The organism is Deinococcus fonticola, from assembly GCF_004634215.1.
GTDB classification, from domain to species: Bacteria; Deinococcota; Deinococci; order Deinococcales; family Deinococcaceae; genus Deinococcus; species Deinococcus fonticola.
In genome coordinates this window covers 69,657-88,839 of the sequence record NZ_SMMH01000009.1, presented here as the reverse complement: position 1 = coordinate 88,839, position 19,183 = coordinate 69,657, and the positions used below count along the sequence as shown (strand labels likewise).

Sequence of the window (19,183 nt, the reverse complement as noted above, 5' to 3'; positions counted from 1 at the left end):
TCCTGTTTCTGAGGATCACAGTGCCCCCAGCACGGTCACGTCCGTCAGGGCCCCGACATCCACGGCGGGTTTCACGATCACGGTGCGCGTCACGTCGTTTGGCCCCACCGGCACGATTTTCTCCACCGTGCCCACCCGGATGCCCACCGGGTACACGCCCCCCAGGCTGGAGGTCACCAGCACGTCCCCGACCTTCACCGGAACGCCCAGCGAGAACTCGGCCCGCAGTCGGTTGGGCGGGGAACCCACCGCCAGGCCGCGCCCACCGCGCCCCCCCGAGAGCGTGACGCCCACGCTGCTCTGCGGGTCGACCAGCGCAATAACGGTGGATTTCCGGGCGCTCACCTCGATCACCTGACCCACCAGGCCCGCCGGGATGGTGACGGGCATATGGACGCGCAGGCCGTCGGCGCGGCCCCGGTTCAGTTTCAGGCGGGCCAGCAGCGGACTGGGGGCCACGTCCACCACCTGCGCGATGCCCACGGCGTTGGGGGCCTGGGTGGACGTGATCTGCGTCAGTTGCCGCAGGCGACCCAGCTCCACACTCAGCAGTTCGTTCTGCTGGCGGAGTTCCTGATTCCGGCGGGTCAGCGTTTGAATTTCCTCTCTGGTGCGCCGCCCTTCGGCCATGCTGGCAAAGCTGCCACGCACGTTGTCGGCCGCCACCAGGGCCACTTTGGAGAGCGGGGCGGTGGCGCTGCCCAGGGCGGACGGGGCCAGCACCTGAAAGCGCAGCAGCACCACACTCAGCACCAGCAGCAGCCCGTATACGCTGAGGGCCTGCGTCCAGGGCCTCACGCGCGGGTTGCCGCCTGCAAGTCGGTGGCTCCAGTCAGGTCGTCCCACACCGGCACCCCGGCCCGGCGCAGCAGGCGCATGACCAGCGCCAGCGGAAACCCGACGATGTTCGAGTAATCCCCGTTCACCCGCGCCACCAGCCCCATGCCGACGCCCTGAATGCCGTACCCGCCTGCTTTGTCCAGCCCCTCGCCACTGCGGGCGTAAAACTGGATTTCCTGCTCGGTCAGCGGCCGAAATTCCACGTCGGTGCACTCCACGCCGCTGAAGGTGCCGCTGGGGGAGAGGACGCTCACGCCCGTGAACACCTGATGCGTCTTGCCTGCAAGGGTGCGGATAAAGGCGGCATTTTCCAGCGCGTCGGCGGGTTTCGCCAGCAGTTCACCGGCGCAGGCCACCACGGTGTCTGCCGCGATCACCACCGCGTCCGGGTGCAGCTTAGCCACCGAACGCGCTTTCAGCAGAGCGAGGTCGCCCGCCAGCTTCTGCGGGTTCGTTTCGGGGCTGTCCTCGTCCTCGCCGCTCACCAGCACCTCGAACTTCACGCCCAGGTTGCTGAGCAGTTCGCGCCGCCGGGGGCTGCCAGAGGCCAGAATCACGCGCCGGGTCTTTTCGCTTCCTTCCGGCACTCAGTACCCCTGCATGTTCTGCGTGCCGCTCACCAGACCCACCCCGCCGGAGGTTCCCAGCCGCGTGGCGCCCGCCGCGATCATCGCGTCGGCATCTGCCGGGGTACGCACGCCGCCCGCCGCCTTGATCTTCGCCCGGCCCGCGATGACTTCCGCCATAAGCCGCACATCCTCCACGGTGGCGCCGCCCGTGCCGAAGCCGGTGCTGGTCTTCACGAAATCCGCGCCGCCACGCACCGCCGCTTCGGTCGCGCCGCGCTTCTGCTCGTCCGACAGGTAACAAGTCTCGATGATGACCTTCAGCACGCGGTCCGGAATAGCCCGGCGCACCGCGTTCACGTCGGCCTGCACAGCGTCCCAGTCGTTCTCCAGGGCCGCGCCTACGTGGATCACCATGTCCACCTCGTCCGCGCCGGCTTCAGCGCTCAGGCGGGCCTCCACGGCCTTCTGCTCGCTGCTCACCGCGCCCAGCGGAAAGCCGCAGACCGTCGCCACCTTCACCTCACTGCCTGCCAGCTCCGCCCGGCACAGAGGAATAAAAACCGGGTTCACGCACACCGCGTAGAAACGGTGCTCCCGCGCCTCGGCGCACAACTGGCGAATATCGGCGCTCGTCGCGGTGGCTTTGAGCAGCGTGTGATCAATGGAGGACGCGAGGTTCACAGGCCACAGAATACCGGGCCACAGGCGAGAAAGCTGAGGAAGCCGCCAGGCAGCGCCTCAATCTTTCATTTTGCGTCTTGCCCGCTGAACAACCCACTGCCAGTGGGACAACCAGTCGAGATCCTCAGCGTCACAACCGTATTTCCAGGCGCGGAAGTAGCCGTGCATGATGCGCGCTGCCGTATTGTCGAGACCATGAGAATGTCCGAACTCTCCTGAAGTGGCCCGCTCGAAGGCCACCCAGCTCAGGGAAGAAAGAGGTTCCAGCGTCGGGTTTCTAGTCCGGCGCAACTCCTTCAGGTAAATGGTGACGAACTCCGGGCAAGCGTCCAACCTTTCAATAAGCAGCAGAAGTCTCAACAGACCAAACCGCACCCGTCTGTCGAAAGAGGAAAGTGACGGTGACAGCAGTCTGCTGACTTCGTCATGACGTTCTGGTTTCATCTTCTGCTAGAATAGTCGGTTGGGTGACCCGCCCCGCACTTCGAGGCGGGTTTTTTTGGGCCTGGAGAGCAGAAAGCTAAAGGCGGAAGGCTGAAGGCGGCTTGCTCCGAGAGGGAGCTAACTTATGGAATACAGAAACATTGCGATTATCGCGCACGTCGACCACGGCAAAACCACGCTGGTGGACGGCCTGCTGAAGCAGACCCTGGAACTCAAGCACGGTGAGGAAATCGCCGAACGCGCCATGGACAGCAACGACCTGGAACGTGAACGCGGCATCACCATTTTGGCCAAAAACACGGCCGTGGAGTACAAGGGCGTCAAGATCAACATCGTGGACACGCCCGGCCACGCCGACTTCGGTGGGGAAGTGGAGCGCGTGCTGGGCATGGTGGACGGCTGCCTGGTGCTGGTGGACGCCGCCGAAGGCCCCATGCCGCAGACCCGCTTCGTGCTGCGCAAGGCGCTGGAGCTGGGCCTCAAGCCCATCGTGGTGGTCAACAAGATCGACCGCCAGGACGCCCGCCCCGAGGAGGTCGTGAACCTGACCTTCGATCTGATGGCCGAACTCGGCGCCAACGACGACCAGCTCGATTTCCCGATCCTGTACGCCATTGCCCGCGAAGGCAAGGCCTTTAAGGACCTGAACAACCCGCAGGACGACATGCACGAACTGTTCGAGCTGGTGCTGGAGAAGATTCCCGCGCCGCACGTCGACCTGGATGCGCCCTTTCAGATGCTGGTCACCAACCTGGATTACTCCGAGTACCTGGGCCGTATCGTGCTGGGGCGCGTCAACCGCGGCACCGTGAAGAAGGGCGAGTTCGTGAACCTGATGCATAAGGACGGCACCATGACCAAGGTGCGGATCGTGCAGCCCTTCACCCATCTGGGCCTCAAGCGCATCGAAGCCGACGAAGTGGGCGCGGGCGACATCGTGGCGCTGGCGGGCATCGAGGACGCGCAGATCGGGGAGACCATCGCCGACCTGGCCGACCCCGAGGCGTTGCCCATCATCACCGTGGACGAACCCACCGTGAACATGACCTTCCAGCCGAACACCAGCCCCTTTGCCGGCAAGGAAGGCAAGTATGTGACCAGCCGCCACCTGAACGACCGCCTGAAAAAGGAAGTCATGACGAACGTGTCGCTGCGCGTCGAGGAAATCCGCCCGGACGAGTTCGTGGTGAGCGGGCGCGGCGAACTGCACCTGTCGATCCTGCTGGAAACCATGCGGCGCGAAGGCTACGAGATTCAGGTCGGCAGCCCGCGCGTCATTACCCGCGACATCGACGGCGTGAAGCACGAGCCCTTCGAGCACCTCGTCATCGACGTGCCCGAGCAGCACAGCAGCAGCGTGATCGGCGTGCTGAGCAGCCGTAAGGGCCAGATGATCAACATGGAGCCCCAGGGCAGCCGCGTGCGTGTGGAATTCAAGATTCCCAGCCGGGCGCTGTTCGGCTTCCGCACGCAGTTCCTGAGCATGACGCAGGGCGAAGGCATCATGAGCCACGTGTTCGACGGCTACGCGCCGTGGGCCGGCGACCTCAAGGTGCGCCAGAACGGTTCGCTGGTCAGCATGGAAGACGGCCCGGCCTTCGCCTACTCCATCTTCAAACTGCAAGACCGCGGCAACTTCTTCATCGACCCCGCCACCGAGGTGTACGTGGGCATGATCGTGGGCGAGAACAGCCGCGAGAACGACCTGAACGTGAACGTCTGCAAGAACAAGAAGCTCACGAACGTCCGCTCGTCGGGGGCCGACGAGGCCTTGAGCCTGATTCCCCCCAAGCGCCTGACCCTGGAAGACGCGCTAGAATACATCAGCGAAGATGAACTGGTCGAGCTGACCCCCAAGAGCATTCGCCTGCGCAAGAAAGTGCTGAACCCCAGCCTCCGTAAGTAAGCCGGGGGGTTGAAAAGGGGGCCGTGGCGTGTGCTGCGGCCCTTCTCCTTTTTGTGTATTGGCAGCCGGGGCAGCGGACACTGGACTGGGAACAGTGACCGGGCGCCCCGGCGTGTAGACTCAGGGCGTGTCAGCTGGCCGTCCCCTCTTCATCTTGCTGCTGCTCGTCTCGCTGGGCCTGATGGCCTTTGCGGCCCAGGGCCACCATCAGGCGCTGCTGGCCGGCGCGACCCTGATCCTGGCCCTGGCTTCGTGGTCACTGGGCGGGGGCTGGCGCTGGACAGCCCTGATCGCCTACCCACTGGCCTTCGCTGCTTCGATGTTCCTGGCCGGGCGCAGCGCTCCTTTGCCGCTCCTCGATCTGATTGGGGCCCTGCTGACCCTGGCCGGCGTGGGCTGGGTGACCCTGCGCGAACAGGGCGCGCGCTCTGAGCTGGCGTGGCAGCAGAACATCATCGACGCGCTGCGGGTGGGTTCCGAACGCCTGAACGAGGCGCGCGACGCCGACAGCATTATCCGGGCCGGCGTGGACATCCTGAACAAGCTGGACATCGCGCCGAACATCGCCTTCGTGGCCTACCGCCAGGGCACGCCCTACATTCTGTCGGCCACCGGGGTGCTCAAGCAGTTCGTGGAACGGCCCATTCAGCCCAGCGGCAACGACAGCCGCAGCGTACAGGCCGATCACTGGGTGGCTGAGGAAGCCCTTGCCATGCTGCGGCGCGAAGACCGGCGCAGTTACCACATCACGCCGGTGTACGGCCGCGCCTCGGCGCACCTGGGCGTGCTGATCCTGACCCGCCCCGACAGCGTGGCCTTCGACGAGCAGGAAAAATCGGTGATCGCGTCGTTCGGGCGGCTGCTGGGGGCGCAGCTGGGGCAGTGGCACGCCATTCGTGACCTGCGCGACGCTAACGAGCTGACCCTGCGCTCGCTGGGCGCAGCCCTGGAACGGCGTGACGACGAGACGGGCGGGCACACCCAGCGGGTCGTGAGCACCAGCGTGCGCCTGGCGCGCCGGCTGGGCTGGGATGAAGAGCAGGTGCAGGCCCTGCGCTGGGGCGCGTACCTGCACGACCTGGGCAAAATCGCCATTCCGGACCGCATTCTGCACAAACCCGGCTCGCTGGACGACACCGAACGCCGGGTCATTCAGACGCACACGACCATCGGGTACGACATGCTGCAGGAACTGCACTTCCTGCCGGCCGAGACGCTCGACCTGGTGCGTTACCACCACGAACGCTGGGACGGCACCGGGTATCCCGCCGGGCTACGCGGCCAGAACATCCCCGAGACCGCGCGGGTGTTCACGATCGTGGACGTGTACGACGCCCTGACCAACGCCCGCCCGTACAAGTCCGCCTGGACGCGCGAGCGGGCCATGCAGGAAATCCGCTCACAGGCCGGCAAGCAGTTCGATCCGCATTATGTCGAAGCCTTCGTGCGCATGATGGCCGATCAGGACGACGCCAGACTGGTGCTTTGAGCGACGCCTGACTGGGCGATGAGAAACAGGGCAGCCCGCCTTAAGCCAGGGCTTGCAGGTCGGCCTGGGTGGGGGCGTACGCGCCCGCATGGGCGCAGGCGCAGGCGGCGGCCCGCAGACCCACCTCCAGGTGCGCGGCCCAGTCGGCCTGGGGGTGCTGCGTGGCGCTGCTCAGCAAGCCAGCGCACAGCGCGTCCCCGGCCCCGACAGTGTCTTTGAGCGTGACCGGGTAGGTGGGGAGATCCAGCCGGGCGGACGTGTACAGCGTCGCTCCCAGGGCACCGCGCGTCACCACCAGCGGCGTGTGGGCGTTCTCGCGGCGGATGAAAGCCACCACGTCAGCTTCGGGTTCGCCTGGAAAGAAGAAAGCCATGTCCTCGTCACTGAGTTTGATCAGGTCGGCGCGGCGCAGCACCGCGCAGAACACCGTGGGGTAATCGGGGTGGTGGTGGGCCAGTCGGGCGTTTGGGTCGAAGCTGATCTTTACCGCTGCTGCGCGGGCCGCTTCCATCATGCCCAGCAGGGTGTCGGCCAGGGGCCAGCGGGCCAGGCTGATGCCGCCCAGGTGCAGCCACCTCGCCTCGCGCAGCCAGCCGCTGGGCAGGAGGGTCGGGTCGAAGTGCAGGTCGGCGCTGTTCTCGCCCAGGAAGCGGTAGGCCGGCGGGTCTTGCCGGTATACCACCGCCAGCAGGGTGGGGGCTTCCACCTGCTGGAGAAAACGCGGGTCAAGTCCAGCGTCCAGCGACGCGCGGTACAGGTCGTCGCCGAAATTGTCGCGGCCCACCGCACCGGCAAACGCCGTGGGCACGCCCAGCCGGGCGCAGGCGCGGGCCACGTTCCAGCCCGCCCCGCCGGTATGCGCGTGCCAGGTGTGCCCTCCAGCTGTCACCAGATCGGTCAGGGCTTCACCGGCACTCACGATGAGGGGCAGGGGCCTCGAGGGCAGCGTCATACCCGACAGTCTAGAGCAGCTCTGCAATCGCCCGTCCAAAACAGAATGACGGAGCCCTCTGGCCCCGTCACTGGAGTCAATCCTGGTTCAGGTGTTGCGGGTGGGTGAGCCGTTCTTGTCGGCGGCGGGAGGGCGCTGATTCAGGTCGGACTGCGTCTCGGGGCGGGCCTGCGGGGTCTGGGTCTGCGGCTGGTAAGGCACCAGCGCGGTGCTGGTCTTCGCGGCGTCGCGCTCGATCCAGAATTCCCCGACCACGCCGCGAATCTTCTGTCCGGCCCCGTGCAGGGTGTTGGCGGCCTCGGGGCTGACGCTGCTCACAGCGTCCATGATGGCCTGGCGGGCCTGCGGCAGGCGGGCCAGGGCGACTGCGCCGCCCAGCACCAGCAGCGTACTAGTTCCACCGCCCAGCCCGGAGCGGCTGGTTTCGGCGCGGCGGGAGAGGCGGGCATTTTTCGCGGCCTGTTTTTCCAGCACAGCCAGTTGACGGTCGGCCTGTTTGCGAATCGGAGCCACCTGGCGATCCACGGCCTTCTGGAGTTTTTTGGCGTCCCACTTCTTGCCGCTGCGCCGCAGATCCTTCTCGGCCTTACGGCGGGCGCGGCGCACGCGGTACTCGATATCTTCCCGCTCGTCTTGCAGGTTGGCCTGCACGTCGTCCAGCAGGGCGCTGGCTTTCTGGCCGAGCTGCCCGACCAGGCCCCGGCTGGACTTGCGGGCCTGTTTCACAGCTTTTTCGGCGTCGTGGCGGCGTTCCTCGGCCAGGTCGCGCAGGTCTTCCCCCAGGGCGCTCAGGCGTGGGCCATACGTCTTGCTGGCCCGCTGGGTCGCTCTGGCGGCTTCCTTGCGGGCGCTCTCGGCGCTGCTCAGCAGGTCTTCACTCAGGGCGCTGAGGCGCGGGCCATACTCTTTACGGGCGCGTTTGGCGGCCTTGCCAGCATCGTGGCTCACCTCGGCGGCGCGGGCTGCGGCGCTGGCGGCCACGCTGCTGGCCACCTCCTGCGCGACGTCGAGCAGCGAGTGGGCGCGGCTGGGCGCTTCCTCGCGCAGCGTGCCGATGGTCTGGCTGGCCTCCTCCAGCAGGTGGCCCAGGGTCTGGCCGGTCTGCTGGGCGGCGGTGGACAGGGCCGGTTTCAGGCTGTCGTCCAGGGTGTCCTGGGCGCTGCTGACGGCGTCGCGGGTGCCCTGGACCAGGCCGCGCCGCACGTCACGGTTGAGGGCCAGGGCGGCAAAGGCACCCAGCAGCACGAGACTGCGTTTACTGACACCTCCGGTGGCTTCGTTGGTCATGTTGTACTCCTTTCACGCTTGCCCATCGTTCGGCAAGCTGTTAAGCGCATCATGGCGCGGCCCCCACAGGGATTGATGGGCGGAATGTAACGCCAGGTTCATGTTCTGCTGACGCCCGAGAGTTTGAATTTCGCGTCGGGATCGAGTTGCCCCGTCCAGGCCAGTTGCATGCGCTGCGTCCAGCGTTTGAAGCGCTTCGGGGCGAACTGGGTGGTGAAATCCACGGTGGCTTCCTCGCTGCCCACGTCGTGACCGTACTTCTGCGTCAGGAAGTAACGGTGATCCATGATCCACAGGTACAGGTCGGCCTCGGTGCGGCCTGGAAAGCGGTACATCACGTCGTGCAGGTCGATGTTGTCCACGATGCGCAGGTAGAGGCGGCCGTACCAGCTCCTGACCGCCTCCTGCCAGGTGACGGGTGGCTGGCCTTCGCGGCCCGGTTTGCGGTCCAGGTAGTACTGGCGCGTGTGGATATGTTCCAGCAGCCTGGCGTAGCGGCCCGGGGTGGTGAACAGGATGGGCCGGTGACCGGGAAGAATCTCGTCCAGCCGGGTGGCCCGCAGGAAGCTGGCGTACTCGCCCTTGATAATCAGGTCCTTGAGGGTGTCGTGTTCGTCGGGCGGCACCGTGACATCCAGTTCTATGACGTAGGCGTCGATGAATTTCTGCCCGTTGCGGCGCGCGACCGACACGCGGTGGTTGCCGTCTTTCACGAAGTACAGCCCGCCCACCTTGTACACCTGAATGGGCGGCAGCTCCTTGCCTTCCAGTTGCGCGGCGCGCACGCTGATCCAGCGTTCGTCCAGGTGCGCTTCTTTGGGCAGGTAATGGCGGTCGAATTCGCGGTAGCGGTCCACCGAGCCGATGATGCTGTCCACCGGAATGGGCTGTAAGCCCAGCGTGTGCTCGCCTTCGGGGGCGAGTTGTTTCATCCACTCGAAGGGCAGCAGTTCGTTGGGCTGGCGGCGTAGCACGGCCAGAAAGTCGCGCATGTCGCTGTACAGGCGGGCGCGCTCCACTTCTTGCTTGGCTTGATTTCGGGCAAACATCCGGGGCGACTCCTTGCTGACGGGAGAAGCGGGGCGCAGCTTGGCCGGGGAATGGTCAACCCCGGCTTCGTGTCCAGTTTACACTAAATGTCCGGCAGGAACCTGACGGGAAGTGAGTTGAGTACCGTCAGGTAGGACTTAGCCCGCTGCCCAGTAGGCCGCGCCCACCAGCCCGGCATCTGCGCCCAGTTGTGCGTGCACCACCTGCGGCTGTGAACGCGCCGGAAAGGCCGCCAGCGCCCGCTGCACCCGCGCCAGATAGCCGGGACGCAGGCCCACGCTGCCCCCCAGGGCCACCCGCGTAACCCCCAGCAGCGCCGCTACATCCGAGATTTTCCAGGCCAGCAGCGCGGCAGCGTGGTTGTACACGTCCCGCGCCTCGCCGGCTTCGCGTTCGCCCCCGTGTTCATTTCCCTGTTCGGCCCAATGTTCGGCGAGGTCAGCCAGTGCCCGCGCTCCTGCCAGGCCCAGGTGAACTGCCTGCCGCCCCAGGGCTGTGCCGCTGGCCTCGTGCTCCAGCGCCGTCAGGTGACCCAGGCCAGGAACTGGAAAGCCCCCGTGGCTGTGCGCCGGCACCGAGGTAAAACCGAGTTCGGCATCCAGGCCGTTGGCGGCCAGGTGCAGCCGCCCACCCAGCACTAATCCGGCCCCCACACCCGTGCTGACGGTCACGAACATGAATTCCTGGGTGCCCTGGCCTGCCCCGGCGCGGAATTCCCCCCATGCCGCCGCGCGGGCGTCATTGAGCACCGTTGCTGGCAACTCCAGCGCTTCCCCGAGGCGCTGCGCCACCGGCACCTCGAGCCAGTTGGGGAAAATGTGCGTGGCCAGTGGCGTCACCAGGCCACCCGCCACGGCGCCCGCACACGCGATCCCCAGCGCGTCCGCCCCGCCACGTAAGGGCCGGGCCAGCGCACTGGCCGCGTCCAGCACCGCGTCCGGAAAGGCCGGCTGCGGCGTGGCGCATTCGCGCCGTTCCATGACCTGCTGGCCCTCCACCAGCGCAGCGCGAATGGACGTTCCGCCGATATCCAGGGCCAGTACTCGACTCACGCCGGCATTCTGTCACGACCCAATCGACTCCTGCTTACTTTTCCTGGCGTGCCAGGCGAAGCTGTCCATTGGGCTGCACCACAATCTGTGTCTGCCGACCTTCCCCGGTGCGAATCACCGCGCCGGCCCGGTGGTAGCGCACCTTCACCACGTCCGCCTGATGGGGGACAGGCACCTGCCAGGCGTCATGCGGCCACAGCGCCCCGCGCACAGCGCACTCGCCGCTGGTCAGGCACACTTCCACGTTCCGCAGAATCAGCCCACTGTGGTTCACGACGCTCACCCCGGAGCGCGTACCGCCCAGCTGCGCCGTCCACACCCACAGCGTCAGGGCACCCAGCACCAGGGCCGCTGGAAAGTGCAGACGCTGTGCAGGCAGAGGCGGAACAGTCATGCCTTCATTGTGCATCCCTGTGTAACGGTGTCGTCATCCCTTTGGTGGGGAGATGTCTACTCCACGCCTGGGTCGCGCACGGGTTCAGGTGGCAACCACAAGAATTCCAGCCGGGCCAAAGCATGGAGAACCCTGACCAGACTCGAAAACTACGCAGCAGATTGGGAAGAAAAGCGTCCCGGACGTGACCGATTCGGCAGCCACCAGATCAGGAATGAAAGAGACCGGGTGACTACTTACAGCAGGGCGTGCGGCAAATAAGGAGACTGCACGGTGACGCTCATGCCCCGTCGCTTCGCCAGGGCCGACAGTCCCAGTGCTGGCAGGCACAGCCACGCCTCCGGGCCGTTGCGCCGCGTTTCCCCCTCGCAGTAGAACTTCACGTGACTGGCCAGGGCCAGTTCGACTTCCTGATTGAAGCCCGCTTCGTCCCTCAGGGCCAGTTTCGCCATCATTCCGCATTCGTGCATGGCAATGAAAGCCGCGAATTCCTGGCTGTCCCCGGGCAGGTGATCCATGGCTTCCAGCGTCTCCAGAATCTTCTCGGGCGCGTCCGGCGCGTCGCGGTAGAGCGCTTTGGCCGCCTCCACCTGCAAGTAACGGTAAGCTGGAGATTTGGTGCTGGACGCCTGCAACACTTCGTAGCTGATGTTCAGCAGAACGTTGTCGATCAGGGCCGGTTGCCACCACATCAGCGTGAGGTAAAACGCCCGTAACCAGCGGTCGGGGTGCGCGGTACTGTTCGGCCCCACCGTCAGGCGGAAGAAGCTGTCTGCGCGGGGTGGAATCAATACTTCAATTTCCCTGGAACCCTCGGGGTAGTTGGCCAGTTCCAGGGAGTAACTTTCGGCGTGGGCCGCTATCCCCAGGAATTTGGCTGCTTCATCGCTTCCTGCCTCTCCCTTCAGTGCCAACAGGCCCAGCGATTCGAGTGCGCGGCTGCCGAGGGACGTCAGAGAAAAGTCCTGTGCCGTGACACGGCTGGCAAGAATTTTGGCCAACATTTCGGAATGACGCGTAAGATTGCGATCAAGCTCTTCAAAAACAAATGCATCAGGCATTTCGATTCTACTTTCCAACATATTTCATTGACTCCTATTTGTTCACTGAAATAAAGAATTTGAATCGGATTATCTGATTATAAAAGGAGTAATTTTAATATCGAGTGCAGTATTCGTAAATTCAGTATCGCCATTCGGTAGTCTGACCGCCTTCGATTCTATGGGAGCACGAACCTCAAGATATTCAACGAGACCCATATCCGCTGCATCTGCTACTTTCTCGCCGGTCGTCCGCATGTTGGCATTTTTGTTCCGCGTCATTTCACCAACGGTGCCCGGCGAGTCAGGGCACAGGGCGTGCCGGCGGGCGGGTCGCCGTGACCGTCAGCGGAAACACCCCCGTGAAGAGGCGCGGCCAGGCCAGGTGCGCCGCGCCGATGCTGAGGTGCAGCCCGGACGCCGCAAAGTGCCTGTCCCACAGCAACTGAATGCGCGGCGTGATGACTTCGCGCAGCTTCGCCTCGGCGGCCCCGCGCTGCTCACCCAGGTCGAAGGGGCTGGGGTTCTCGAGGGCCGAGCGCACCTCGGGGCGCGTGAAGGCCTGGTACAGCGCGTCGTCCACCAGGCGGGCCAGCAGGGCCTGCTGCTGCGCGGCATGGTGCGTGACCAGGGGGGCCAGGGCCCCGAAGGCGACGGCGGAACCCAGGGTGTTGCCGGCGGTGTTCCAGGCGCTGTAGCCCGCCAGCTGCGCCAGCGGCAGATCCTGTATGAGCTGCCACAGGCGTCTTTCTGCGCCGTTGGGATAGGCGATGTCTGCCAGTGACACCGCCAGTCCGCGGGACAGCAGATCACGCAGGTCGTCGGCGAAGGCGGGCAGGTGCCGATCCGGGGTGTCGACGGTCGCCAGATCCGGCTGGACGTTGCCCTGCCGCCGGCCGGGCGTATTGACAGCCAGGATGAAGTCGGCCTCGCTGAACTGGCGGGCCAGCGTGCAGCCGGCGCCGCGCAGGTGGGCCTTGACCAGTTCCCCGGCGGGCCTGTCCTCGTAGATCAGGCCTACGCCCGCGCCCAGCGTGCCGCTGTACGTCACCCAGGCTCTGGCGGGCGGCAGATGATGACGCAAGGCCCGCGTGAGCAGGGCGCACGGAACCTCGTCCGCGCCGGGGTAGGTATCGAAGTGGGCCCACACCCCCAGCTCGTCGGCCCTGGCTTCCAGCAGGCGGCGGTCGAAGGCCGCCAGGCCGTACTCGCTGGTGTCATCCAGCGTCACCGACAGGTGTGTCAGAATGCCGCCTTTCAACAAATCCAGCGCCGCCAGGTGCAGGGCGCGGTTGCGCTCACGGGTGCCCAGCCAGTCGGCCAGGACGTCCGCCGGCAGGGCCGCCCGCGCCGCGTCTAACGCGCTTTTCTCGGCGGCTCCGTGACGGGCGTGGCGGTCAAAGGCCGCGCTGTACGCCCGCAGTTCAGGGCCCCACTCGCCGTAATAGGGTTTTTCCTCGTGCGGGTCGTTGTCGTGGGCCACGCGCACCACCACGCCGAAAGCGTAGATGCGCAGGGCCGGGTTCAGGCGCTTCAGTTCCCGCAGGGTTTCCAGGCGACCCAGAGCGACCTCCAGAGCGTCCGAAACCCGTCTTGCCGGGATCATGCCGCCCAGGCACAGCGTTTCCAGGCACAGCACCAGGGCGTCGGCGCCCGCCGCGTTCTCCAGCAGCCAGCTTCTGAGGGCGCCGGTGTCTCCCGGCGTGAAAAAGTCCGGCAGCGCCCCGGCGGGCGGCGTGAGCATCTGCGCGCCCGTCATGCGCCCGAGTTGCACAGGCAGTTCAAGGGTGGGGGGGCGGGTATCGGGCGGAACGAGGAGAACGCGCGGCATCCCCAGCAGAGTAGATCAGGGCCGGGGCAGGGGAGCGCAAATCCTGCCAGCGGTTGAGGCGCGTAGAGAACCGGCCTGGAACTGCGGGCTGGGATGAACCTCATCGTGGGCCTGACCGCCTGCTCCGCCAAGGGCAGCAATAACGGCTCTTGACCTCAGTAATGCGGGCAGATGGATTCAGCGGATTTCACTGCATTTCTGGAATTACTCGGGCCGACTTGGCCAGAAAAAAAGATGGAGTCACGGCGACACCACAGCTTGCTCGAAGGACACTGGCAAGCTGTGGTGTCAGCGAGGTTCTGTCTGGGTGGCCGCGCAGCCGAGGTGCCGAACTGAAAAGTCTTGACCGGCGCTGGGAGACCCGGTTCAGGCGTTGGGTTTCAGCAGGTGATGTAGGCAGTGCTGGTAATCGACGCCCTGCTGCTGATCCTTGACCAGGTCGGCCACCGAGAACTCGCCCAGCACCTCCAGCATGGCGTCACGCATGCGGGTGTAGACGCTGGCCCGCGCGTGACAGCGCCCCTCCTCGACGCACGGCTCGTGCCAGTTGAGGCTGATGCACGAGAGCGGCGCGACCGGGCCGTCCACCCCCCGCACCACCTCGCATAGCGAAATCAGCGCAGGCTTGCGGGCCAGGGCGTACCCACCCCCAATACCTTTTTTGCTTTTCACGATGCCCTTGGCGCTCAGGGCCGCCAGGATCCTCACCAGGTAAGGGCGGTGCACCCCGGTAGATTCACTGATTTCCTCGCTGGAAACCCAGCGCGTTTGCTCCTGGCTGCCCAGGTAACCCAGGGCCTGAAAGGCGTAGACGTCCGTGGCAGAAAGCCGCATGTTCCCAGTGTAGTGGGTAATGGCTTGTGGGGCGCGGGTGGGTGGCGGCGCGGCGGCCCTCTCTGGCGGGCGCTTACGCTACGCTCGGGGCATGGATTTTGCCCGCACCGTGACCGAACGCACCCTGCACCTCAACACGCGCCTGTGCGTGGGCCTCGACCCGCGCGCAGGCGCTTACCGTGACCCGGAGCACCTGCGCCAGCACACGCTGGACGTGCTGGAAGCCGCCGCGCCCTACGCCGCCTGCGTCAAACCGCAACTGGCCTTTTACGAGGCGCTGGGCCTGCCTGGTCTGCAGATCCTTGAAGAAGTGTGCAGCGCCGCCCGCACCCTGGGTTTGCCCGTGCTGCTCGACGGCAAGCGCGGCGACATCGGCAGCACCGCCGCCGCGTACGCCCAGGGCTGGCTGACTGGCCCGCACGCCGGGGACGCCCTGACCGTCAACCCCTTTCTCGGCTTCCAGACCCTGCGGCCCTTTCTGGACGCAGCCATCGCCCACGGCGGGGCCATCTTCGTGCTGGTGAAGACCAGCAACCCGGATCAGGCCGATCTGCAGGGCCACGGCGTCAGCGAGAAGGTGGCCGCGTGGATCAGCGAGGCGAACAGTGAAACCCCCGCCGGCAGGTACGGCCCGGTAGGCGCCGTCGTGGGGGCCACGCACCCCGGCGAACTCGCCAAATACCGCGAGTTGATGCCCCGCGCCCTGCTGCTGCTGCCCGGCCTGGGCGCACAGGGCGCGGCGCCCCAGGATTTGCGGGCAGCCTTTCACCCCGGCGGCACCGGCGCACTCGCCAGCGCCAGCCGCGCCGTGCAGTACGCCGACGGCCTGGATGTGCGGGCCAGCCGCGAAGCTGCGAAGGCGTTGCGGGACGGCCTGAACGGCGCGATGGACTAAAAATGCGGGAGGTTCAGAGGCCCATGTCGGCGCCCCCCTCTTCCCCGGATTATTCCGCCGGCCCGGCCGTCAGTTCGTAGGCGGCGTCGCGCGTGCCGTTGCCTGATTTCCTGAGGTGGCCGTCAAGCACCAGTTTGCGCAGGATTTTCCAGGCCTGCTGGGTGTTCAGGCCGCAGGTGCCGCGCAGGTCGCGGTTGCGCACGCGGCCCTGTTCGCGGGCCAGTGCCAGCGCAATGGCCCGCACTTCGGCGGCGCTGGGCGCGTGTGGGTCGGCCGCCCGTCTGGGGCGCTGAGGTTTCACTGGTGGGGCTTGGTTGGCAGATTCGTGCGGTGGCTCGGAAACGGGTGGAGCGGGCAGTGGCTGCGGCGGGATGGGCCGGATAGCCTGTGTAGAGCGGCCCAGGGCGCCCTGCACCTCGTCCGACAGCTGGTAGGCGATGCCACGGCCCACCCCGGCTTTGCGGATCAGGCCGTGGCCTTCCATGCTGCGCAGCAGGCGCGGGGTGCGGTCTTCTGGGAGTTGCAGGGCGCGTGCCAGGTGAGGGCGGGTGGCCTCGCCCTCACGGGCCAGCAGGCTCAGCACGATCAGCATGTCCAGCGACAGGGTCTGCATGTCCTCCTGCTTGCGGGCCACGAACCGCACGAACTCCGCGTCGAAACCGGGACTGTGCAGGCTGAGGGTCACGGCGTCCGGGTAGTTCAGGAACTCGGGGGGTTCCTTGCCGTGGCGCAGCATCAGGCTGAACATCTTGTCGATGCCCACCCCGGCGCGCTCGACCAGGCCCAGTCGGGCCAGCACCTCGGCCAGCAGGGGATTGCGGCGCTTGGGCTGGTGGCGCAGGATGTTGCCCGGCGTGATTCCCCCGGTCAGGCCACCGGGGTTCATGATCTCCAGTCGGTCCGGGTAATGGTGCACGTGCACCACGTCCCGCAGGGTGTAATCGCGGTGTGTCAGGGCGTTTAGCAGCGCTTCTCTGTACACCGCCTCGTCCTGGTCCCACACCTCGATGCGGAAGAGGCCCACCTGCACCGGCGTGAAGCGGTTGCGGGCCTGGATCAGTTCAGCCAGGCGGGTCAGCAGTGCGGGAATGGGGCGCAGAAGGTCTTCGCGGAAATGAAACTCGATGTCCGGCGAGGCGTGGTGGTAGTAGCACACCTCTGATTGCGGTACGTGCGCCTTCAGCGCCGCCGGGGTGCCCGCCAGCAGGATGGCCGCCAGCGTGGGCCGCAGCGCCCCGCCGCTGGGTTGCAGCAGTCCCAGCTCGCGCAGAAAGTCCAGATCCGGCAGGCTGGCGGCCTCGGTACGCCGCCCCAGCGAACGCAGCCGCGCCACCTCCGCCGGGTCGAGGTCGGCCAGTGAAGCGTCGGGAGGCACCACCGCCGTGAAATCCTGATCGGCGCTCACCTCACTGAACGCCGGACTGACCGGCACCAGATGCAGGCCGTCCCAGGCGATCACTGCGCCGTCGGGCGCCGCCAGCACGTAGGGGGCCTGCGGGACGAACACCGCCAGCACCCGCGCGCCGTTCGGCAGGCGGTGGTGCTGCACGTTCACGCTCAGCCGCCCGCCTGACAGCTCGAAGATCGCGTGCGTGACCATCAGGGGGTGGAGCCCGCTGGCGTCGCGCTCCGGCACCTTTTCGAGGGCCGCCAGGTCTGCACCCACCAGCACCGTTCCGCCCCGCGCGTTCGCCAGGCCCACCGCGTACCGCGCCAGTTCCTGCGGTGTGACCTCCAGCGGCAGGTGAACGCAGCCTGGCCCGGCAGGGGGCAGCACCCCCAGCGTGGAGATGGCCTCGGGCAGCGAAGAGGAAGACAGCGTCACAGCCAGACAGTATAGCCACGGCCACGGCAAATGAGCCACGCCATGACGTTGTCGTCAGGAAGCTGTGAACCCCCCAACCCTGCACCGGAGTCAGCCGTTGATCCGCCGCGTCATGGTCGCCATGTCACGGTCGCTGAAGTTCGCCGTCTTCGAGACTCCCGGTGCCTGGTGATGGCGCCTGGATACGCGCGGCCCACAGGCGCTCCACCCGGCCGCCCCGCCACACCAGCGCGGCGCGTGCCCTCACGCCAAAAAGCACGGCTGCCTGGTCAAATTCCGTTCCCCAGCGGCGGGCGTCCCGCAGGGTCGCGCCGGGCACCAGCAGGGCGGGTTCCTGCCAGCGGCCCTCGCCGTTCATCACCTCTTTGGAGGTCGGGAAGTGGAGGCGTACCTGCGCGCTCAGGCGTGCCTGAGCCTCGGCGTTCTGTGAAGCTGACGCCTCCTGTCCCAGCGGGTTCCAGGCGGTCACGATCACCCAGGAGTGCGGGCCGGGACGACAGAGTTGGTCAAGACAACCGGGCTGGCCCCGCCGCGTTTCAATTAACCTGAAGCGCGCGTCAGCCGGGCCATACTGGGCCGCCAGAAACCCTGCTCGCAGCGCCGGCTCAGCGATTGACGACCGCCGTGGTGACCAGCACCCGCCCGCTTCTGAAGCGCAGGCTGACCGCGATGCGCTGACCCCGGATAAACTGCCCGCCCAGCGCGATCCGGTAAGTGGATTCGCTGCCCAGCACGGTGGTATTTTTCATGGGAAGGCTGGACACCACCTCGCAGATGGGTGAGCAGCGCATCAGGCGGGCGGCGCCCACGGCACTCCAGGCGCCGACCAGGGTGTCCGGCGTGGGCACGTACACCCGTCCGTCGATGACCGCGCCGCCGTACGAGGGCCGCAGCGTCAGTTTCGCGGCGGGAACGGGGGCCGCCATTGCCAGACTGGCCAGCAGAGAAGGCAGCAGCAAGGTGGTCACGGCGTACTTCATTCGTTCTCCTCCGGCCACATCAGTGGATCGTCTGCCTGCGCCCCCTGGGACGCGGGCGAGTCCACCTCGGTCTTCATAATCTCGCGCAGGACACTGGTGGCAAAACTCCCTTTCGGCAGGGTAAACGAGGCGGTAAACCCGTCCTGTTCGGCCGCCACGCTGGCCTCGCTCGGAAACACCCGCGTCAGGCGCCGGTCTCCCTTGCGCGAATCGAAGGCGGCGGGGGAGAGGCCAAACCCCGCCAGCGTTTCGGCCTCCAGTTCGCCCGCCACGAGGGTCAGCGGCTTGACCTTGCGTCCAAACAGCGTCCCGGTGGCGCTGATTTCCCGCGCCTGCGCCCTGGGGGTCTCGCGTTCGGCGTCCTCGACCATGAAAACCCCGCCCGTCGCGTGTTTCTTGGCCATGTCCCCGGCCACCACCCGGTCAAACAGGCCGCGCTGAAGGCGCAGACTCACGAAGGCGTTGAACACCGCGCTCTGCACGCTGCTGGTCAGAAACCGCCGCACCCGTGGGTCACGCAGCCTCGACTCGCCGCGCAGGACACGCAGGCCCTCCTCGGCGTTCAGGCCGCCCAGCCCGAAGCGCTGCGGCCCGAAGTAATTCGGCACGCCCAGCCCCTCCAGTTCGGCCAGGATGGCGGCGGCCCTGTCCGCCTGACCCTGGGCCTCCCGCACGCGCACCACGAAGCGGTTGCCGTGCAGGTGTCCCAGCCCCAGCTTGTTGCTGTGCCGCGTTACCTCCAGCACGCGTACGCCCTCCAGCGCAAACTGCCCCAGGTGCCGCTCGAATTTTCCCGGCAGGCTGAGCCACTGCGTGGTCACCGCGTGCCGGTCTTTCAGGCCAGCCACGCCCACGTCCCGGTCGCGCACGCCCAGTTGCGTGCACAATTCCCGCACCACATGCGCTGTGGTATGCCCCGTTTTTTCCACCTTCAGGTAGACGAACTCCCCCGCGCCGCACGGCGCGTAAGCCGGCACCTCTTCCACCCGGAAATCCGGCGGCGACTGGCGCAACACCCCTCCGGTGCCCTCACCAGGGACGAGTTGCGCCAGGGCCGACCAGTCAAACACCAGAGTCACGACCCCGACACCATACCGCCCCGGTAAACGAATGA

General features: G+C 66.5%; 19 protein-coding genes. 3 read left to right on the top strand and 16 right to left on the bottom strand.

The features are described from left to right. Window positions 1–15 precede the first annotated feature (15 nt). Genes mreC through E5Z01_RS07235 form a run of 4 tightly spaced genes read right to left on the bottom strand, consistent with a single transcriptional unit; the run spans window position 16 to window position 2,534 of the window. Entirely contained in the window at window positions 16–846 is an 831-nt protein-coding gene (mreC, locus tag E5Z01_RS07250; RefSeq protein WP_240738225.1) for a rod shape-determining protein MreC, read from the bottom strand. After that, a complete protein-coding gene (locus tag E5Z01_RS07245; RefSeq protein WP_240738224.1) occupies window positions 795–1,427 on the bottom strand; it encodes a Maf family nucleotide pyrophosphatase in 633 nt (210 codons plus the stop codon). Before E5Z01_RS07245 ends, mreC begins: the two co-directional genes overlap by 52 nt. Beyond that, on the bottom strand, window positions 1,428–2,090 hold the full coding sequence (deoC, locus tag E5Z01_RS07240) for a deoxyribose-phosphate aldolase (RefSeq protein WP_135228752.1): 663 nt from the start codon (window positions 2,088–2,090) through the stop codon (window positions 1,428–1,430). It lies immediately after the preceding gene. Window positions 2,091–2,147: 57 nt separating this feature from the next. Then, a complete protein-coding gene (locus E5Z01_RS07235) occupies window positions 2,148–2,534 on the bottom strand; it encodes a hypothetical protein (protein WP_135228751.1) in 387 nt (128 codons plus the stop codon). A gap of 124 nt (window positions 2,535–2,658) precedes the next feature. Between E5Z01_RS07235 and typA the strand changes: the two genes are divergently transcribed. Both typA and E5Z01_RS07225 read left to right on the top strand, forming a co-directional pair. Continuing rightward, window positions 2,659–4,440, top strand: a complete 1,782-nt coding sequence (gene typA / locus E5Z01_RS07230; protein WP_135228750.1) for a translational GTPase TypA — start codon at window positions 2,659–2,661, stop codon at window positions 4,438–4,440. Window positions 4,441–4,567: 127 nt separating this feature from the next. Next, on the top strand, window positions 4,568–5,929 hold the full coding sequence (locus E5Z01_RS07225) for an HD-GYP domain-containing protein (protein ID WP_240738221.1): 1,362 nt from the start codon (window positions 4,568–4,570) through the stop codon (window positions 5,927–5,929). A gap of 40 nt (window positions 5,930–5,969) precedes the next feature. On the opposite strand, the gene E5Z01_RS07220 is transcribed toward E5Z01_RS07225, so the two are convergent. The 8 genes from E5Z01_RS07220 to E5Z01_RS07180 form a co-directional block, all read right to left on the bottom strand. Further along, window positions 5,970–6,881 (bottom strand): carbohydrate kinase family protein, encoded by a 912-nt coding sequence (locus E5Z01_RS07220; protein ID WP_135228749.1) that lies wholly within the window; start codon window positions 6,879–6,881, stop codon window positions 5,970–5,972. An 87-nt stretch (window positions 6,882–6,968) separates the two neighbouring features. Continuing rightward, window positions 6,969–8,168, bottom strand: a complete 1,200-nt coding sequence (locus tag E5Z01_RS07215; protein ID WP_135228748.1) for an alginate biosynthesis protein AlgP — start codon at window positions 8,166–8,168, stop codon at window positions 6,969–6,971. 98 nt (window positions 8,169–8,266) lie between these two features. Beyond that, window positions 8,267–9,217 carry a ParB N-terminal domain-containing protein gene (locus E5Z01_RS07210; RefSeq protein WP_135228747.1) on the bottom strand — a complete coding sequence of 317 codons (951 nt, stop codon included), beginning with the start codon at window positions 9,215–9,217 and terminating at the stop codon, window positions 8,267–8,269. Between the two features lie 138 nt (window positions 9,218–9,355). After that, entirely contained in the window at window positions 9,356–10,270 is a 915-nt protein-coding gene (locus tag E5Z01_RS07205) for an ROK family protein (RefSeq protein ID WP_135228746.1), read from the bottom strand. A 34-nt stretch (window positions 10,271–10,304) separates the two neighbouring features. Continuing rightward, window positions 10,305–10,664, bottom strand: a complete 360-nt coding sequence (locus tag E5Z01_RS07200) for a hypothetical protein (protein ID WP_135228745.1) — start codon at window positions 10,662–10,664, stop codon at window positions 10,305–10,307. 236 nt (window positions 10,665–10,900) lie between these two features. Next, a complete protein-coding gene (locus E5Z01_RS07195; RefSeq protein WP_167757816.1) occupies window positions 10,901–11,668 on the bottom strand; it encodes an immunity 49 family protein in 768 nt (255 codons plus the stop codon). 340 nt (window positions 11,669–12,008) lie between these two features. Then, window positions 12,009–13,535 carry a DUF4127 family protein gene (locus E5Z01_RS07190; protein ID WP_135228743.1) on the bottom strand — a complete coding sequence of 509 codons (1,527 nt, stop codon included), beginning with the start codon at window positions 13,533–13,535 and terminating at the stop codon, window positions 12,009–12,011. A 366-nt stretch (window positions 13,536–13,901) separates the two neighbouring features. Continuing rightward, window positions 13,902–14,369, bottom strand: a complete 468-nt coding sequence (locus E5Z01_RS07180; protein WP_135228742.1) for an Rrf2 family transcriptional regulator — start codon at window positions 14,367–14,369, stop codon at window positions 13,902–13,904. Between the two features lie 91 nt (window positions 14,370–14,460). Here E5Z01_RS07180 and pyrF point away from each other — a divergent pair, with 91 nt between their 5' ends. Further along, the gene (gene pyrF, locus E5Z01_RS07175; protein ID WP_135228741.1) at window positions 14,461–15,264 is read left to right on the top strand and encodes an orotidine-5'-phosphate decarboxylase; all 804 of its coding nucleotides are present in this window, start codon (window positions 14,461–14,463) and stop codon (window positions 15,262–15,264) included. Window positions 15,265–15,313: 49 nt separating this feature from the next. On the opposite strand, the gene E5Z01_RS07170 is transcribed toward pyrF, so the two are convergent. From E5Z01_RS07170 to truD, 4 genes are all read right to left on the bottom strand, one after another. After that, on the bottom strand, window positions 15,314–17,089 hold the full coding sequence (locus E5Z01_RS07170) for an AlbA family DNA-binding domain-containing protein (RefSeq protein WP_167757815.1): 1,776 nt from the start codon (window positions 17,087–17,089) through the stop codon (window positions 15,314–15,316). 124 nt (window positions 17,090–17,213) lie between these two features. Further along, the gene (locus tag E5Z01_RS07165) at window positions 17,214–17,558 is read right to left on the bottom strand and encodes a DUF3293 domain-containing protein (RefSeq protein ID WP_240738220.1); all 345 of its coding nucleotides are present in this window, start codon (window positions 17,556–17,558) and stop codon (window positions 17,214–17,216) included. 136 nt (window positions 17,559–17,694) lie between these two features. Beyond that, entirely contained in the window at window positions 17,695–18,069 is a 375-nt protein-coding gene (locus tag E5Z01_RS07160) for a hypothetical protein (RefSeq protein ID WP_135228739.1), read from the bottom strand. Next, window positions 18,066–19,148: a tRNA pseudouridine(13) synthase TruD gene (gene truD / locus E5Z01_RS07155; protein ID WP_135228738.1), complete on the bottom strand. Its 1,083-nt coding sequence runs from the start codon at window positions 19,146–19,148 to the stop codon at window positions 18,066–18,068. The genes E5Z01_RS07160 and truD overlap by 4 nt, the downstream gene beginning before the upstream one ends. Window positions 19,149–19,183: the final 35 nt, after the last annotated feature.

Coding starts and splice junctions, on each gene's coding strand:
- E5Z01_RS07220 (WP_135228749.1), bottom strand. CDS start 6,881: ATGACGCTGCCCTCGAGGCCCCTGCCCCTCATCGTGAGTGCCGGTGAA.
- E5Z01_RS07160 (WP_135228739.1), bottom strand. CDS start 18,069: ATGAAGTACGCCGTGACCACCTTGCTGCTGCCTTCTCTGCTGGCCAGT.
- E5Z01_RS07190 (WP_135228743.1), bottom strand. CDS start 13,535: ATGCCGCGCGTTCTCCTCGTTCCGCCCGATACCCGCCCCCCCACCCTT.
- E5Z01_RS07210 (WP_135228747.1), bottom strand. CDS start 9,217: ATGTTTGCCCGAAATCAAGCCAAGCAAGAAGTGGAGCGCGCCCGCCTG.
- E5Z01_RS07235 (WP_135228751.1), bottom strand. CDS start 2,534: ATGAAACCAGAACGTCATGACGAAGTCAGCAGACTGCTGTCACCGTCA.
- typA (WP_135228750.1), top strand. CDS start 2,659: ATGGAATACAGAAACATTGCGATTATCGCGCACGTCGACCACGGCAAA.
- E5Z01_RS07195 (WP_167757816.1), bottom strand. CDS start 11,668: ATGTTGGCCAAAATTCTTGCCAGCCGTGTCACGGCACAGGACTTTTCT.
- pyrF (WP_135228741.1), top strand. CDS start 14,461: ATGGATTTTGCCCGCACCGTGACCGAACGCACCCTGCACCTCAACACG.
- E5Z01_RS07180 (WP_135228742.1), bottom strand. CDS start 14,369: ATGCGGCTTTCTGCCACGGACGTCTACGCCTTTCAGGCCCTGGGTTAC.
- E5Z01_RS07200 (WP_135228745.1), bottom strand. CDS start 10,664: ATGACTGTTCCGCCTCTGCCTGCACAGCGTCTGCACTTTCCAGCGGCC.
- E5Z01_RS07215 (WP_135228748.1), bottom strand. CDS start 8,168: ATGACCAACGAAGCCACCGGAGGTGTCAGTAAACGCAGTCTCGTGCTG.